This window comes from Micromonospora sp. DH14, from assembly GCF_029809455.1.
GTDB classification, from domain to species: domain Bacteria; phylum Actinomycetota; class Actinomycetes; order Mycobacteriales; family Micromonosporaceae; genus Micromonospora; species Micromonospora parva.
The window spans coordinates 1-16,178 of record NZ_JARVKT010000011.1 but is presented as its reverse complement, the minus strand read 5'-3'; the positions used below and the strand labels follow the sequence as shown (position 1 = coordinate 16,178).

General features: G+C 71.3%; 13 protein-coding genes. 9 read left to right on the top strand and 4 right to left on the bottom strand.

Annotation, left to right across the window (positions count from 1 at the left end; all coding sequences use genetic code 11):
* Window positions 1-67: 67 nt before the first annotated feature.
* Window positions 68-649, bottom strand: coding sequence for a TetR family transcriptional regulator (locus tag QCZ28_RS16275; RefSeq protein WP_030331926.1), 582 nt, complete (start codon window positions 647-649; stop codon window positions 68-70).
* A gap of 107 nt (window positions 650-756) precedes the next feature.
* Between QCZ28_RS16275 and QCZ28_RS16270 the strand changes: the two genes are divergently transcribed.
* The gene (locus QCZ28_RS16270) at window positions 757-1,914 is read left to right on the top strand and encodes an FAD-dependent oxidoreductase (protein ID WP_279517453.1); all 1,158 of its coding nucleotides are present in this window, start codon (window positions 757-759) and stop codon (window positions 1,912-1,914) included.
* Here QCZ28_RS16270 and QCZ28_RS16265 read toward each other — a convergent pair.
* Window positions 1,911-3,134, bottom strand: coding sequence for an MFS transporter (locus QCZ28_RS16265; protein ID WP_279517452.1), 1,224 nt, complete (start codon window positions 3,132-3,134; stop codon window positions 1,911-1,913). The genes QCZ28_RS16270 and QCZ28_RS16265 overlap by 4 nt on opposite strands.
* 107 nt (window positions 3,135-3,241) lie before the next feature.
* Between QCZ28_RS16265 and QCZ28_RS16260 the strand changes: the two genes are divergently transcribed.
* The 3 genes from QCZ28_RS16260 to QCZ28_RS16250 all read left to right on the top strand — a co-directional run bounded on the left by QCZ28_RS16260 (window position 3,242) and on the right by QCZ28_RS16250 (window position 6,399).
* Window positions 3,242-3,841, top strand: coding sequence for a TetR/AcrR family transcriptional regulator (locus QCZ28_RS16260; RefSeq protein WP_030331931.1), 600 nt, complete (start codon window positions 3,242-3,244; stop codon window positions 3,839-3,841).
* A 71-nt stretch (window positions 3,842-3,912) separates the two neighbouring features.
* Window positions 3,913-5,250: a biotin carboxylase N-terminal domain-containing protein gene (locus QCZ28_RS16255; protein WP_279517451.1), complete on the top strand. Its 1,338-nt coding sequence runs from the start codon at window positions 3,913-3,915 to the stop codon at window positions 5,248-5,250.
* Between the two features lie 228 nt (window positions 5,251-5,478).
* Window positions 5,479-6,399, top strand: coding sequence for a hydroxymethylglutaryl-CoA lyase (locus QCZ28_RS16250; RefSeq protein WP_279517450.1), 921 nt, complete (start codon window positions 5,479-5,481; stop codon window positions 6,397-6,399).
* 54 nt (window positions 6,400-6,453) lie between these two features.
* Here QCZ28_RS16250 and QCZ28_RS16245 read toward each other — a convergent pair whose 3' ends face one another.
* A complete protein-coding gene (locus QCZ28_RS16245) occupies window positions 6,454-7,014 on the bottom strand; it encodes a snapalysin family zinc-dependent metalloprotease (protein WP_279517449.1) in 561 nt (186 codons plus the stop codon).
* A 167-nt stretch (window positions 7,015-7,181) separates the two neighbouring features.
* Between QCZ28_RS16245 and QCZ28_RS16240 the strand changes: the two genes are divergently transcribed.
* The 3 genes from QCZ28_RS16240 (at window position 7,182) to QCZ28_RS16230 (ending at window position 12,726) form a co-directional block, all read left to right on the top strand.
* Window positions 7,182-8,714 (top strand): acyl-CoA carboxylase subunit beta, encoded by a 1,533-nt coding sequence (locus tag QCZ28_RS16240; RefSeq protein WP_279517448.1) that lies wholly within the window; start codon window positions 7,182-7,184, stop codon window positions 8,712-8,714.
* Between the two features lie 78 nt (window positions 8,715-8,792).
* The gene (locus QCZ28_RS16235) at window positions 8,793-9,941 is read left to right on the top strand and encodes an acyl-CoA dehydrogenase family protein (protein WP_030331942.1); all 1,149 of its coding nucleotides are present in this window, start codon (window positions 8,793-8,795) and stop codon (window positions 9,939-9,941) included.
* A gap of 133 nt (window positions 9,942-10,074) precedes the next feature.
* The gene (locus QCZ28_RS16230) at window positions 10,075-12,726 is read left to right on the top strand and encodes a helix-turn-helix domain-containing protein (RefSeq protein ID WP_279517447.1); all 2,652 of its coding nucleotides are present in this window, start codon (window positions 10,075-10,077) and stop codon (window positions 12,724-12,726) included.
* Between the two features lie 234 nt (window positions 12,727-12,960).
* On the opposite strand, the gene QCZ28_RS16225 is transcribed toward QCZ28_RS16230, so the two are convergent.
* Window positions 12,961-13,479: a MarR family transcriptional regulator gene (locus QCZ28_RS16225; protein WP_279517446.1), complete on the bottom strand. Its 519-nt coding sequence runs from the start codon at window positions 13,477-13,479 to the stop codon at window positions 12,961-12,963.
* Window positions 13,480-13,579: 100 nt separating this feature from the next.
* On the opposite strand from QCZ28_RS16225, the gene QCZ28_RS16220 reads away from it, so the two are divergent.
* Together QCZ28_RS16220 and QCZ28_RS16215 are read left to right on the top strand one after the other, a co-directional pair.
* Window positions 13,580-14,161: a YceI family protein gene (locus QCZ28_RS16220; RefSeq protein ID WP_030331947.1), complete on the top strand. Its 582-nt coding sequence runs from the start codon at window positions 13,580-13,582 to the stop codon at window positions 14,159-14,161.
* A gap of 311 nt (window positions 14,162-14,472) precedes the next feature.
* The gene (locus QCZ28_RS16215) at window positions 14,473-15,951 is read left to right on the top strand and encodes a glutamate--cysteine ligase (RefSeq protein ID WP_279517445.1); all 1,479 of its coding nucleotides are present in this window, start codon (window positions 14,473-14,475) and stop codon (window positions 15,949-15,951) included.
* Window positions 15,952-16,178 lie beyond the last annotated feature (227 nt).

Here is a 16,178-nt window from a genome sequence, read left to right as displayed (position 1 = left end):
CCCCCCTCCCGGCCGTCGCGCGGTACGCGTCAACAGGCAGACGCACGGGAGGGCGAAAAAGGTTGGGTCAGCTCGGCGGCGTTCCGGTCAGATAACGCTGCAGGGTCGGCGCGACCCAGGAGACCAGCTCGTCCGGCGTGGTGTCCACCATGGGCGGCAGCCGGACGATGTATCTGGTGAAGGCGAGGCCGAGGACCTGACTGGCCACCAGGCCGGCCCGTCGGGCGGTCAGCGTCGGGTCGGTGCCGAAGGTGGCCACGGCGGCGGTGAGCTGGTTGGCGAAGATGCCGCGCATGCGTTCGGCCGCGCCGGGATTGGTGCTGGCGGCCCGCAGCAGCGCCACCAGGGTCTCGTCGCCCTCCCACCGGGCCAGGAAGTGTCGGACCAGCACCTCACCGAGTCGGGCGGGCGGCACCGAGGTCAGGTCGGGCAGGCGGAGGTCGAACTCGGCCGCCGCCGCGAAGAGCCCTTCCTTGCTGCCGTAGTAGCGCATGACCATCGACGGGTCGATCTGGGCGTCGGCGGCGATGGCCCGGATCGTGGCGCGTTCGTAGCCGTCCGCCGCGAACCGTTCCCGGGCCGCTCGCAGGATCGCCGCCCGGGTGGCGTCGGAGCGGCGGGGCTGGGTCGGCGGGGCGGACGAGGTCATGCCAACGACCGTATGCCAACACCTGTTGACACGCAATCGTGAGGCGTTCTAGCGTGGCCAACAAGTGTTTGCCAACACATGTTGGCAGTCGTCTTCTGGAGGTGGCCATGCTGCCCACGAGCACTGACGTCCTGGTGGTGGGTGCCGGCCCCACCGGTCTCGCCACCGCGTTGACGCTGGCCCGGCGCGGGGTCGAGGTGACAGTGCTGGACCGGCTCGCCGCGCCGCCGATAACCTCCCGCGCCGCCGTCGTGCACGCGTACACCCTGGAGGTGCTGGACCGGATCGGTGCCGCCGCGCCGCTGATCGCCCAGGCGGTGCGGACGCCGCGTTTCACGGTGCGCGACCGGGACCGGGTGCTGCTGTCGGTGCCGTTCCACGAGCTGCCGTCCCGCTTCCCCTACGCGCTGCTGATCTCCCAGGCGGTCACCGAGACCGTGCTCACCGAAAAGTTGGCCGAGCTCGGTGTCCAGGTACGACGGCCGTGCCAGCTCACCGGGCTGAGCCGCGTCGGTGACGGCATGCTCGCGCAGGTCGACGGGCAGGCGGTGCGCGCCCGGTTCGTGGTCGGCGCGGACGGCCTGCACAGCACGGTCCGGCAGTTGGCCGGAATCGGCTTCACCGGCAGCAGCGACGAGGAGTCCTTCGTCCTCGCCGACGTGCGGGTGCACAGCGTGCTGCCCCGCGACGAGGCGGCGCTCTTCCTCGCCCGCCCCGGGCCGTTGGTCTGGGCCCCACTCCCCGGCGGGGTGGTCCGGATGGTCGCCGCCGTGCAGAACGCACCGGCCGAACCGGATGCGGCCTACCTTCAGGCGCTGCTCGACGAGCGCGGCCCGGTACGACGACCCGACCGGGTGACCGACGTGGTCTGGGGCTCCCGGTTCCGGGTGCACCACCGGATCGCCGACACCTTCCGAGCCGGACCCGTGCTGCTGGCCGGTGACGCCGGGCACGTGCACAGCCCGGCCGGCGGGCAGGGCATGAACCTCGGCATCTGCGACGCGGTCGCGCTCGGCACCGCGGTGGCCGACGTGCTCGACGGTGGCCCGGAGACGCTGCTCGACGACTACGACGCCCGGCAGCGACCGATGGCCGAGGACGTGATGAGCTTCGCCGCCGGGCTGACCAGGTTGGCCGGCGTCTCCCCGGCCGGCCGGCCCGCCCGGGACGTGCTGCTCCGGCTGCTCGGTGCCGTTCCACCGGCCCGTCGACGGATCGCGCTGCGCCTGTCCGGGCTGTCCCACCGCGAGCGAACGCCGAGCTAGGCCACGCCGCTGCGGCTCAGCACGCCGGGTGCGGCCGACCGCAGCGTCCGCCACGCGGTCAGGGTGACCAGCGCGAACGTCCCCGCCGCCGCGCCCGCCACCGGCACCGTGCCGTACGCCGCGGCGGCCAGCCCGGCGAGCGCCGCCCCGAGCGGTGCGGTGAGCAGACCGACCATCCGCTGCGCCGCACCGACCCGGCCCAGCAATTCGCCCGGCACCTGCCGCTGCCCGTACGACGCCCACAGGCTGTTCCACACCACGGTGCCGGCGGCGAAGACGGCCAGCGCGAGCCCACCCGGCACCGGATGCCGAGCCAGCGCGAAGCCGGTCAGCGCCACGGTCTGCCCGGCCAGCACCACCCGCAGCGCCGGCACCGTGCCGAGCCGGGCGGCGAGCCGGCCCGCCCCGAGCGCCCCCGCCAGGCCCCCGAAGATGGCTGCGGCGGCGAACAGTCCGTACCCGGCCGGCGGCACCCGCAGCACGTCCAGCGCGTAGAGCACCAGCACCGCCATGATCCCGCTGATCGCCAGGTTGCTCGTCGCGGTGAGCAGTGTGAGCCGCCACAGCGTCCGGTGCGCCCGCAGCCAGCGCAGCCCCTCGACGATCTCGCTCCACACCGAGCCGCGCCGCCTCCGCACCCTCGACCGTGGCGCCGGGGCGAGGGCCAGCACGAGCACTGCGGCCACCGCGAAGGTGACGGCGTCGAGGGCGAACGGAAGGGCCGGGGCTGCGGCGAACAGGACACCGGCGGCGGGCGCCCCGAGGAAACCACCGGCCACCGCTGACCCCGCCTGCAGCCGGCCGTTCGCCCGGGGCAACGCGTCCGCCGGCACCACCGCGGGAAGCAGCGCGAACGAGGCGGAGTCGAAGAGGGTACCCAACGCGGCGAGCAGGAACGCCGCCACCAGCAACACCGGGACGCTGACCCGGTCGAGCGCGACCACCACGGCCAGCGCCGCCACCACGCCAGCGCGTACCCCGTCGACCACCGCCATCGTCCGACGGCGGTCCCAGCGGTCCGCGTACACCCCGCCGAGGAGGCCGAAGAGCAGCGGCGGCAACTGCCCGGCCACGGTGACCGCCGCGATGATCCGGGGATCGCGGGTCACTGTCGCGGCCAACAGGGCCAGCGCCGGGGTACGCAGCGCGTCTCCGAATCGCGACGACACGGCAGCGGACCAGAGCAGCCGGAAGTCCCGGCCGAGAGCAGTGGCGGTCATGCCGGTGACCGTGCCGGTTCGACCGGGTCGAGGGTCAAGCCACCACAGTGCGGAACGACCGTCGGCCGCCGCTCCACCGCAGGCAGTTCCCGGTCTAGGCTTGCCCGGTGACGGTGGAGCAGCAGGCACGGGGTGCGGCGGGTGCGGGCCGGCGCAGGTCCCGCAAGGACGAGATCCTGGAGATCGCGGTAGGTCTTTTCGCAGCGCGCGGATATCACGGCGTGTCGATGGATGACATCGGCGCGGCCGCCGGGGTCACCGGTCCGGCGCTGTACCACCACTTCGCCGGCAAGGAGGCCATGCTGGCCGCCGCGCTGATCCCGGTCAGTGAGGGCTTGCTGGCGGGTGGGCGGGAACGCGCCGCCGGCCGGTCGGACGACCCGCGCGGCGTACTGGAGTCGCTGATCGACTTCCACGTCGAGTTCGCCCTGGCCAACCCGGCGGTGATCGCGTTGCACCTGCACGAGCTGGACCGCCTCCCCGAGGAGCCGCGGCGGCGGATCCGTCGGCTGCAACGGCTCTACGTCGAGGAGTGGGTGACGGTGCTGACCGCGCTGCACCCGGGCATGCCCGACGGTGAGGCGCGGGTGCTCGCGCACGCCGCGTTCGGCCTGATGAACTCGACGCCGTTCCTCGGCGGTGAGGTGGACCGGCGACGCCGCGCCGAGCTGCTGCGTGGGGCGACCCTGGCCGCGCTGCTCGCCTGAGTCGACTCGTCAGAACCGTGCCGGTCATGATTCCCTGACATCGTCCCACCATCCGGACGCCGGGAGGAAACATGATCGAGTCACTGCTGGTCGCCAATCGGGGCGAGATCGCCCGCCGGATCATCCGGACCGCCAAGCGGCTCGGCATCCGCGCGATCGCTGTGTACTCGGAGGCCGACGCCGACCTGCCGTTCGTCGCGGAGGCGGACGAGGCGGTCCTCATCGGCCCACCGAACCCGGCGCTGAGCTACCGCAACACCGAGGCGATCCTCGCCGCCGCTAAGTCGACGGGCGCGCAGGCCATCCACCCCGGCTACGGCTTCCTGTCGGAGAACGCCGACTTCGCCCGTACCGTCGAGGCGAGCGGCCTGATCTGGGTCGGACCTGACGCGGACGCGATCACCGCGATGGGCGACAAGATCAATGCTCGGAACCTGATGGCGGCGGCGGGCGTGCCGGTCGCGCCCGGCACCACCGACCCGGCCGCCGACCTGGACGCGGCGGTGTCGGCCGCCGCCGAGATCGGCTACCCGGTGATGGTCAAGGCCGCCGCCGGCGGTGGCGGCATGGGCATGGGCGTGGCCGTCGACGAGGCCGCGCTGCGCACCGAGTACGACAAGGTGCGCGCGTTCGCCGAGCGGATGTTCGGCGACGGTTCGGTGTTGATCGAGCGGTACTTTCCCCGGGTACGGCACGTCGAGGTGCAGATCCTCGGCCTGGCCGACGGTCGGGTGGTGGCGCTCGGTGAGCGGGAGTGCTCGGTGCAGCGCCGCAACCAGAAGCTGGTCGAGGAGTCCCCGTCGCCGGCGGTCTCGCCGGAGCTGCGCTCCCGTCTGCTGGCGGCGGCGGTGCGGGCCGGCGAGGCGGTCGGTTACCGCAACGCGGGCACCGTGGAGTGCCTGCTCGACCCGGCCACCGAAGAGTTCTTCTTCCTGGAGATGAACACGCGGCTCCAGGTGGAGCACCCGGTGACCGAGTACGTCTACGGGATCGACCTGGTCGAGGAGCAGTTGCGGGTGGCGTCCGGGCTGGCGCCGACGTTCGACCCGGACGCCCTGACGCCGGCCGGGCACGCGATCGAGATGCGGATCAATGCGGAGGACCCGAAGCGTTTCCTGCCCGGCCCTGGTGTGGTGAAGACCTGGGTGGAGCCCGCCGGCGTGGGTGTCCGGGTGGATTCCGGCTACACCGAGGGCAACACGGTCACTCCGTTCTACGACAGCCTGATGGCGAAGCTGATCATTAGCGGGGCTGATCGTGACGAGGTGCTCGAACGCGCGAAGGAAGCGGTCGCCGGGTTCCAGGTCGTCGGCCCGAAGAACAACCTGCCCTTCTTCGCCGAGCTGCTGGACAACGAGGAGTTCCGCTCCGGCGCCTACGACACGGGCATCGTCTCCCGGATGCGCTGAACCGTCAGGCCGCCGGGCGGCCCGTCGGCCCGTCGGCCCGGCGGCCGGCGGTGCGGCGGTGCGGCCGGGCGGCCGGGCGGCCGGGCAAGACTGGTTGGTGGGCCCTTTGCTCTGCTTACCTATATGCGACAGCGGCTTTCCGATGACGGACAGTAGCCGTCGCACATAGGGCAGCAGAGCAAAGCGGCCGACATGCTGTCCCGATCCGACGTCACAGCGAGGTGACCGATGAGCCAGTTGCCAGATTCCGTCTCCATCCGCGAGGTCGGGCCACGGGACGGGTTGCAGAACGAGGACCCGATCCCGACCGACGCCAAGGTGCGGCTGCTCGACGCCCTCTCCGGCACCGGTGTACGCCGGATCGAGGCGGTGTCGTTCGTGCACCCCAAGGCGATCCCGCAGATGGCGGACGCCGACGAGGTGTGGCGGCGGGCGGTGAAGGCCGACGGGGTGCGCTACTCGGCGCTGGTGCCGAACACCCGGGGCGCGCAGCGGGCCCTCGCCGCCGGGTTCACCGAGATCGAGGTGGTGGTCTCGGCCAGCGACACGCACAACCGGCGCAACGTCAACAGGTCCACCGACGAGTCGCTGGACGACATCGCCGAGCTGATCGACCTGCTGCACGGGGCCTCAGCGCGGGTCGAGGTGATCGTGGCGACCAGCTTCGGCTGCCCGTACGAGGGGGACATCGACCCGCAGCGGGTGGCCGGGATCGTGGACCGGGTGGTCCGCGACGGCGCGGACCGGGTCGCGTTCGGCGACACCACCGGCATGGGCACCCCACGCCGGGTCCGCGAGCTGCTGACCGCGGTACGCGACCGCAACGCGCACGTGCCGGTCCTGCTGCACTTCCACAACACCCGGGGTACGGCACTGGCCAACCTGTTGACCGCGTTGGAGCTGGGGGTGACCGAGTTCGACGCCAGCGTCGGCGGCCTCGGTGGTTGCCCGTACGCGCCGGGGGCGAGCGGCAACCTGGCCACCGAGGAGGCCGTGCACATGCTGCACGACATGGGCGTCGACACCGGCATCGACCTGTCGGCGCTGATCGAGGTGGCGGAGTTGGCCGAAGAGCTGCTCGGCAAGAAGCTGCCGTCCGGTGTGCTGCGGGCCGGCCCGCGTACCCGGCTGACGCCGCTGCCGGGCTGAGGACGCGACGAAGGGGCCGGCGAACCCGCCGGCCCCTTCCACCTGCCAGGTCGCTCAGCTCACCGGGGTGAGCGCGCCCGGCCAGCTGTCGCGGAAGATGTCCGCGCTGCGGTCGGTGGCGCTGAACGTGCCGGCGAAGAGGTTGCTGACCCGGCTCGCCTCGGCGCTGCTCGGGTACGGGTTGGTGCAGCTGGTGCCGGCGCTGCCGCCGGACATCAGGATCGCGCAGTTGCCGTTGTAGTTGTCCGGCAGGCCGAGGATGTGCCCGATCTCGTGCGTCATGATCCGCAGCGGGCTGTACTGCGCCGCCTGCTGGGTGTCGATGTAGACCCGGCCGTTGCCGAGGCTGGTCCGTACGGCGTACGAGCCGCCGCCGGTGATCTGGTAGATCCGCAGGTTCGAGCCGCAGTTCGCCGAGAGTGTCAGGTTGACGGTGGCGTTGTTCCAGATCGAGGCGGCCTGGTTGGCGGTGCCGGCGTAGTTGCCTGCCTGGCTGGTGTTGTAGCAAATGGTCATGGCGGCGGACGCGGGCGCGGGGTTGGCGACCGTGAGGCCGAGGGTGGTGAGTGCCGTCGCGAGCAACGCGACCGCGAGCCGATTGAGTCGTGAGGTCATCGCTGACTCCAATCCGGGAGGAGGGGTGGCAGGAGCCTAGCGACATCCATTCATGTTATTCAATGTCTTGCTCTCGGCCCGACTGTCTGATTCGCTCGTAGGTCGCCGACAGTCGCAGTCATGCGCTAGCCTAACGATCGTTCAGGTCATCTGCTGGAGGAGTCGGCGTGACGCTCGACGGTGAGGCACTGGAGCAGCTGCGCAAGCGCGCCCGGTCCGGCGGCGCGGACAAGTACCACGCCGCCAACGCGGCCAAGGGCAAGCTCTTCGCCCGTGAGCGGGTCGCGCTCCTGGTCGACGAGGGATCATTCGTCGAGGACGGCCTCTACGCCAACGCGCTCGCCGACGGGCTGCCCGCCGACGGCGTGGTGACCGGCACCGCCACGATCGACGGCCGACAGGTCTGCCTGATGGCCAACGACTCCACAGTCAAGGCCGGCAGCTGGGGCGCCCGCACCGTCGAGAAGATCATCCGCATCATCGAGCGCGCGTACGGCGCCGGTGTGCCGATGGTCTACCTGGTCGACTCGGCCGGCGCCCGGATCACCGACCAGGTCGACCTCTTCCCCGGCCGGCGCGGCGCCGGCAAGATCTTCTGGAACCAGGTCCGCGCCTCGGGCTCGATCCCGCAGGTCTGCGCGCTGTTCGGTCCGAGCGCCGCCGGTGGGGCGTACATCCCGGCGTTCTGTGACGTGGTGGCGCTCGTCGACGGCAACGCCAGCATGTATCTCGGCTCCGACCGGATGGTCGAGATGGTCACCGGCGAGAAGACCACCCTGGAGGCGATGGGCGGGGCGAAGGTGCACACCACCGAATCCGGAGTGGGGCACTTCCTCTGCAAGACCGAGGCCGACGCGCTCGACGTCGTGAAGACCTACCTGTCGTACCTGCCGGCGAACTGGACCCAGCAACCGCCGGCCGCGCCGGCGGTCGCCGCGCCCGCGAAGGCCGACCTGGCCGCGCTGGTGCCGGCCAGTGAGCGGCAGGCGTTCGACATGCGGCGGTACGTCAAGGGCCTGCTCGACGAGGGCTCGTTCTTCGAGATCCAGGCGCTCTGGGCCAAGGAGTTGACCATCGGCTTCGGCCGGCTCGACGGCCAGGTCGTCGGCGTGGTCGGCAACAACTCGATGTTCAAGGGCGGCGTGCTCTTCGTCGACTCGGCCGACAAGGCCACCCGGTTCGTGCAGCTCTGCGACGCGTTCAACGTGCCGCTGCTGTTCCTCAGCGACGTACCGGGCTTCATGGTCGGCAGCGCGGTGGAGAAGCAGGGCATCATCCGGCACGGCGCCAAGATGATCACCGCGATCTCCGAGGCGACGGTGCCGAAGATCTGCGTGGTGGTCCGCAAGGCGTACGGCGCCGGCCTCTACGCGATGGCCGGTCCCGGGTTCGAGCCGGACGCCACCATCGCGCTGCCGACCGCGAAGATCGCCGTGATGGGCGCCGAGGCGGCAGTGAACGCGGTCTACGCCAACAAGATCGCCGCCATTGCGGACGAGGACGAGCGGGCCGCTTTCGTCGCCGCCAAGCGCGCCGAGTACGAGCAGGACATCGACGTCGTCCGGCTCGCCAGCGAACTGGTGGTGGACGCCATCGTCGAGCCGCACGACCTGCGCACCGAACTGGTCCGCCGATTCGCGGCAGCACGCACCAAGGACCGGCACTTCTCCCGCCGTCGGCACGGTGTCACCCCGGTCTGATCATCGACTCGGGCCCGCACAGCGACCCGCCCTCGGCGTCACGAGCGCCGAGGCGGACCGTCCTTACAGGAGGATGAGATGGACTTCCGGCTCACCGACGAACAAGAGGCGCTGCGCGAGAGCGTGCGGGAATTCGCCCGCGAGGTGGTCGCCCCGGTCATCGCCGAGCACTACGAGCAGCACACCTTTCCGTACGAGGTGATCCGGCAGATGGGCAAGATGGGCCTGTTCGGCCTGCCCTTCGACGAGCAGCACGGCGGTATGGGCGGCGACTACTTCGCGCTCTGCCTGGCGCTGGAGGAGTTGGCCCGGGTCGACTCGAGTGTGGCCATCACGCTGGAGGCGGCGGTCTCGCTGGGCGCGATGCCGATCTACCGCTTCGGCACCGAGGAGCAGAAGGCGACCTGGCTGCCCCGGCTGCTCAGCGGCGAGGCGCTGGCCGGCTTCGGTCTCACCGAGCCGGGCACCGGCTCGGACGCCGCCGGCACGCAGACGCGGGCGGTGCTGGACGGCGACGAGTGGGTGATCAACGGGTCGAAGGCGTTCATCACCAACTCCGGGACCGACATCACGGCCATGGTCACTGTCACCGCGGTGACCGGCACGAACCCGGACGGCTCCAAGGAGCTGTCGACGATCATCGTGCCGACCGGCACGCCCGGGTTCACCGTGGCCCCCGGCTACTCCAAGGTGGGGTGGACCGCCTCGGACACCCACGAGCTGACCTTCGACGACTGCCGGGTGCCGGCCGCCAACCTGCTCGGCGCGCGGGGTCGGGGGTTCGCGCAGTTCCTGCGGATCCTCGACGAGGGCCGGATCGCCATCGCCGCGCTGGCCGTCGGTCTCGCGCAGGGCTGCGTCGACGAGTCCATCAGGTACGCGAAGGAACGGCACGCCTTCGGTCAGCCGATCGGCGCCAACCAGGCGATCCAGTTCAAGATCGCCGACATGGAGCTGAAGGCGCACACCGCCCGGTTGGCCTACTACGACGCCGCCGCGCGGATGCTGGCCGGCGAGCCGTTCAAGCGGCAGGCCGCCATCGCGAAACTGCACGCCAGCACGATCGCCGTGGACAACGCCCGGGAGGCCACCCAGATCCACGGCGGGTACGGCTTCATGAACGAGTACCCGGTTGCCCGGTTCTGGCGGGACTCCAAGATCCTGGAGATCGGCGAGGGCACCAGCGAGGTGCAGCGCATGATCATCGCTCGGGACCTGGGTCTCTGAGTGGTCCAGCCGAACTGATCAGCCGGTCGTTCCGGACGGGCTGTCCGTACGGCTGTCGGGTTTCGGCGACCGGGCGTCGGTAGCCCGACGTTCGACTGCCGATGGTCGGAGTCGATCCGTACTCTTCGAGCCCATGACTCCGGATCATGACTGGTCGCGGAGCTCGGCTGGGCGGACCACACTGCCGGAGCTGCTCCGCGCGCATCGACGCGCCGCCGGCCTGACCCAGGCCGAGCTGGCGTCCCGGGCCGGGGTGGGCGTGCGGACGGTGCGTGACCTGGAGCGTGGCCGGTCGATCCGGCCGCAACGCACCACCGTCGAGCTGCTCGCCGGGGCGTTGGCGCTGACCGGCGCCAGTCGGGCGGCGTTCCTGGCCGCGGCCCGCGGCGTCGGTGCCGAGCCGGCCCCGCCGGACGTCGCGTCGACGACGTTCGCGGTCAGCGGCAACGCCGCGTCGGCCGCACCCGCCGGCCCGTCGGTCGCGCTCCCGCCGCCGGTCGCGTTGATCGGCCGTGATCGCGACCTCACCGAGCTGGCCGCAATGCTGACCGCCGAGCGAGGGCCCCGGTTGGTGAGCCTCGTCGGGCTGGCCGGCGTCGGCAAGACCGCCCTGGCGACGTCGGTGGCGCACCTGGTGGCCTCCGACCACCCGGGCGGTGTCGCCGGGGTGCTGGTCGGCGAGGGATCGGACGGTCCGGACGTGCTCGCCGCCTCGATGTCAGTACTCGGTGTGGCGCGCCTGTCCGAACTCGTGGCCCGGCTCGCCGGACGGCCGGCGCTGCTGGTGATGGACGCGGTGGAGCACGCCCCGGGACCGGTGGCCGCGACCCTGCACCGGTTGATCGGCGCACTGCCCTCACTGCGGGTCCTGGTCACCGGGCGACACCCGGTCGGGCTGCCCGGTGAGCGGGTCTGGCCGGTCGCGCCGCTCGACGTGCCGCCGCCGGAGGCCGAGCACTCCGGACTCGAATCGTGGCCGGCGGTCGCGTTGTTCACCGCCCGGCTCGCTCAGGTGCGCCGGGAGCCGCCCACCCCCGCTGAGCTGCCGGCGCTCGCCGCGTTGGTGCGCCGGTTGGGCGGGCTGCCGTTGGCCATCGAGCTGATGGCCGCCCGGGGCCGGCTCCTCGACCTCACCGAACTGCTCGACCGGTACGGCGACCGGGTGCTCGACCTGGCCACTCCGGCCGACGGGTCCACCCACCCGGGCTGGGACGCACCGGAGGGGCTCACCGGTCGCACGAGCGGGCCCGACAACGGTGCGGGGGGCGCGGTAGCGGTCACCCTGCGGGACGCGGTGGCGTTCAGCTACCGCCTGTTGGCGTCGGACGAGCGGGCCGCGCTGCGGCAGCTGGCTGTCTTCGGTAACCGCTGGTCCGTGGAGTTGGCCGAGGAGATGCTCGCCGACGAGGCCGACCGGGACGGCACTGTGGCGATCGACCCGGTCCCACTGTTGGACCGCTTCGTCGAGCTGGGGCTGCTGAGCGTACGCGGAACCGGGTCGTTCCGGTTCCGGCTGCTGGACGCGGTCCGTGACTACGCCGTCGAGCAGGCGGCCGGTGAGGGCGAGCTGACCTGCATCCGGCGTCGACACGCGGAGGTCATCGCGCGCCTGGTGGCACGGACCGCCAGCGACCTGGTCGGCCCACGGCTGCCCGATGCGGTGCACCGGTTGGACGAGATGAGCAGTGACATCAGCTCGTCGTTGGCCCACGCGGCCACCGACGACCCGTTGACCGCACTGCGGCTGGCGGCCTGCCTGACCCGCTGGTGGCGGTTCCGCGGACGCGATGTCGCCGGGCGGCAGTGGCTGCGGCGGCTGCTGGCCGACCCGCGGACCGGCGACGCCGACCCCCTCCTGCGGGGCTGGGCCGCCCTCGGGGTTGCCCGGCTGGCCGCCGAGCACGGGGCGGGGGCGGAGGAGCTGTCGACGGCCCGCGCGGCGCTGGACACCCTCCGGCAGGCCGGCGACGTCACCGGGGAGTTGGAGGCGCGCAACGTGCTCGGCACCCTGCTGATCTCCGTGGGGAGACAGGAGGAGGCTCGCGAGCAGGCCGAGGCGCTGCTGCGGTTGGCTGCCCGCAACGGCCGGACCCGGGACCTGGCGGTGGCCCAGAACAGCCTCGCCTGGCACGAGATCCGCGCGGGCGACCTGGCTGCGGCCCGCCGCCGGCTCGCTGCGGTGGACCGGCTCGCCGTCGAGAGCGGGGAGCAGCGACTGCGGGTGCTGGGCTGGGCCAACCGTGCCGAGGTCGCCCGGCTGGAGGGCTGGTACGCGGACGCCGTCGACCGTGGCCAGCGGGCCATCGAGGCCCTGGCCGAGCTGGGTGACCCCGGGCGTCGCCGTCGGGTGCTGGGGACCGTCGGGCTGGCGCTCGCCCAGGACGGGCGGGTCGCGGAGGCGAGCGAGGTGCTGGCCGAGTTGCGTGCCGGGGGCGTGGAGTCGTTGCCGGCGCGACCGACAATCCCGCGACAACGGTCGGACGACGCGACGCTGAGGTGGGGTGGGCCGGAGGCCGGGCTGTGTGCGCTGATCGAGGGGAACCTGGCGCTGCACCGGGGTGACCGGGAGTTGGCCGCCGAGTGGTTCGCCGCCGCCATCGACAACGCGGGGCAGGATCGCCGCGACGTGGTGGAGGCGCTGGTGGGACTGGCCGCGAGCACCGCGGACCCGACGGTGCTCGATCGACTGGACCGGGTCTGTGTGGAGACCGGCATCCGGCTGTTGCCGCAGGAGTCGGGTCTGCTCTACGCGCTGGTCGCCGACCGGGACGGGCCGGCTCGGTAGGAGCGACGAACCGGGTGCCCGGGAGGATCGCGACGGGAGAGTGGCGCGGGCGAAGAGCCCCCTTTGGTGCTACCCCTCGCTGATCGCCCGCGCCGTCACCCCCCGGTTATCCCCGGTGCAGGAAGCCTGTCACCGATGCGATGGCAGAAAGTCGGCTTGGACCGAATCCTCCAGCTTGGCTGGGTCAGTTCTGCCGGTCTTTCTGCCGCCGCGCGATGGCGGTGACAGTGCTTCTCACTGTCGTCGGGCGGCGCTGTCGGTGTCGGCGCGCTGCTCCGGGTCGACGTTGTCACTGCCGGCGGTGGCGCACGGATGCGCGGCGTCGCGAACCCGTCGCAACCCGTCGAGGAGGGCCGCCAGCGCCTCGGGGTCGAGCTGCCCCGTGAACCACTGTTCGATTATCTGCAGGTGGCCGGGCAGCGTCTCGTTCAGGCGTTGCATCCCGGCGGCGGTGACCACCGCGTACGAGCTGCGCCGGTCGTTCGGGCAGGCCCGGCGGGTGAGCAGCCCGTCGCGCTCCATCCGGTCCACCACGCGGGTCACTCCGCTGGTCGACAGGGAGGTCTGGGCGGCGAGGTCGGTCATCCGTAGTTGGTTGCCGGGCGAGCGGGCGAGTCGGGTGATGACCTCGAACTCGACCGCGGAGAGGCCGTGCTCCTCCAGCTGGGCGGTGAACCGGGCGGACAGCCCGGCGTGTGCCTCGAAGAGCAGGCCGACGGCGGTGATCCGGGGATCGTCGAAGACGTTGGTCACCCGTTCATCATACCAGTGCTTGACACGGGGAATATTGTTGCGGTTATAGTTGCTCACGCAGTCGTTGGGCTATTAAACAATCCCCCTGGAGGACAGCAGCATGACCAGCAGCATCGATGCGGTTACCCGCGACTGGGACGGCCTCACCATCCCGGCGGCCGGCACCTACGCGCTCGACGTGGCGCACAAGCGGGTCGGCTTCGTTGCCCGGCACATGATGGTGAGCAAGGTTCGCGGTGAGTTCAACGAGGCGACCGCCACCATCACCGTTGCCGAGGACCCGCTGCAGTCGTCGGTCGTCGCCACCATTCAGGCCGCCAGCGTCGACACCACCCAGGCCGACCGGGACGCGCACCTGCGCAGCGCCGAGTTCCTGGACGCCGAGAAGTTCCCGACGCTCGAGTTCCGCAGCACCGGGGTCAAGTCCCGTCGCGGCAGCGAGTTCGTGCTCACCGGTGAGCTGACCATCAAGGACGTCACCCGTCCGGTCGAGCTGGAGGTGGAGTTCGAGGGTGTCGGCCGCAGTCCGTTCGGCCAGGACATCTTCGGCTTCTCCGCGAGCACCGAGATCGACCGCGAGGAGTTCGGCCTGACCTGGAACGTCGCCCTGGAGACCGGGGGCGTGCTGGTCAGCCGCAAGATCAAGATTGAGATCGAGGGCGAGGCCGTCCGTCAGGCCTGACCCCCGGGGATCACCGGAGGGTCAGGGGCATCCTCCCGGGTGATCAGGCACGCAGGGCCCGCGCCGTACGTCGGCGCGGGCCCTGCGTCGTCTCCACTCGTGGTAATTGTCACGAGTTGATAGCACCGCCACCGGGTCCAGCAGGGCGACGAAGGGGTACAGATGGCGCCACGAGCGCGTCCGCGCCGGTCGACGCCGGATCACCGGCGTCGGCCTCTGGCCCCGGTCAGGTGGGCGCTCTTACCGTGGATGCTTCACAAAGCGCTTCCGGGACGGCATGATCCCGACCGCGCCGGCCGTCGGGAGGACACATGGGCAGGGACGTCTCAGAGGGCGCCTTCACCCGGGATGATCGCGTCCGGTATCGGCAGAAGGTGCGGCGTTGCCTGGACGTCTTCGCCCTGATGCTCGACGACTTCGGCTTCGACGCGGACCGGCCGATGACCGGCCTGGAGATCGAACTCAACCTGGTCGACTCGGCCGCCGAGCCGGCGATGCGCAACGAGGAGATCCTCGCCGACATCGCCGACCCCCTCTTCCAGACCGAGCTGGGGCAGTTCAACCTCGAACTCAACGCCGAACCCCGACTGATCGAGGGCACCGGCTTCGCCGACTACGAGGACGATCTGCGCGGCAGCCTCTCCCGGGCCGACGAGCGCGCCGCCAGGTCCGATGCGAAGATCGTCCTGGTCGGCATCCTGCCCACCCTCACCGAGGGGCACCTGGTCGAGGACAATCTCTCCACCAACGAGCGTTACCGCGTGCTCAACGACCAGATCGTCGGCGCCCGTGGCGAGGACATCGAACTGGACATTCGCGGCGTCGAGCAGTTGCGGACGCACACCGACTCGATCGCCCCCGAGGCCGCCTGCACGAGCCTCCAGTTCCACCTCCAGGTCGCCCCGGACAGCTTCGCCGACTACTGGAACGCGTCCCAGGCCATCGCGGGTGTGCAGGTGGCGGTCGGCGCGAACAGCCCCTTCCTGTACGGCCGGCAACTGTGGGCCGAAACCCGGATCGCCCTGTTCCAGCAGGCCACCGACACGCGGCCGGACGAACTGAAGGCCCAGGGCGTACGACCCCGGGTGTGGTTCGGCGAACGGTGGATCACCTCGATCTTCGACCTCTTCGAGGAGAACGTCAGGTACTTCCCGCCGCTGCTGCCGATCTGCGAGGACGAGGACCCGGTGGAGGTGCTGCACGCCGGCGGTGTGCCACAGCTCGGCGAGTTGCGGCTGCACAACGGCACTGTCTACCGGTGGAACCGGCCGGTCTACGACATCATGAACGGCCGCCCACACCTGCGGGTGGAGAACCGGGTGCTGCCGGCCGGTCCGACGGTGGTGGACATGCTGGCCAACGCGGCCTTCTACTTCGGGCTGGTACGCGGTCTGGCCGAGGCCGACCGGCCGATCTGGAGTCAACTCACCTTCAGTTCGGCCGAGGAGAACTTCCACGCCGCCGCCCGACGTGGCCTCGACGCCGTGCTGCACTGGCCCGGGCTCGGCGACGTGCCGGTCACCAAGCTGGTTCTGGACCAGCTGTTGCCCACCGCCGCCGCCGGCCTGGACGGGTTCGGTGTCGCCGCGGCGCAGCGGGACCGCCTGCTCGGCATCATCGAGCAGCGCTGCCGTACCGGCCGCAACGGCGCCGTCTGGCAGACCGAGGCGGTCTGGGCGGCGGAACGGCACCACGGCATGGACCGGACGGCCGCCCTGCACCACATGGTCCAGCGCTACGCCGAACTCCAGCGCACCAACCAACCCGTCCACACCTGGCCAACCCCCTAACCCCAACCCCGCCCCCGTACGGGTTGATCATGAAGTTGTTGCCACCTCGCCCGGCGTGTCATGGCAATAACTTCATGATCAACGGAAGGGGTCGGTGGGTGGGGGATGCTCCTATGGATGTCAAGGTGTGGTCGGTGGGGGTTGGGCGGGGTTGGTGAGGGCCTCGTAGACCTCGCGGGCGACGTATCGCTTGAGGCAGCGGATGATCTCTTTCTTGGTGAGGCCTT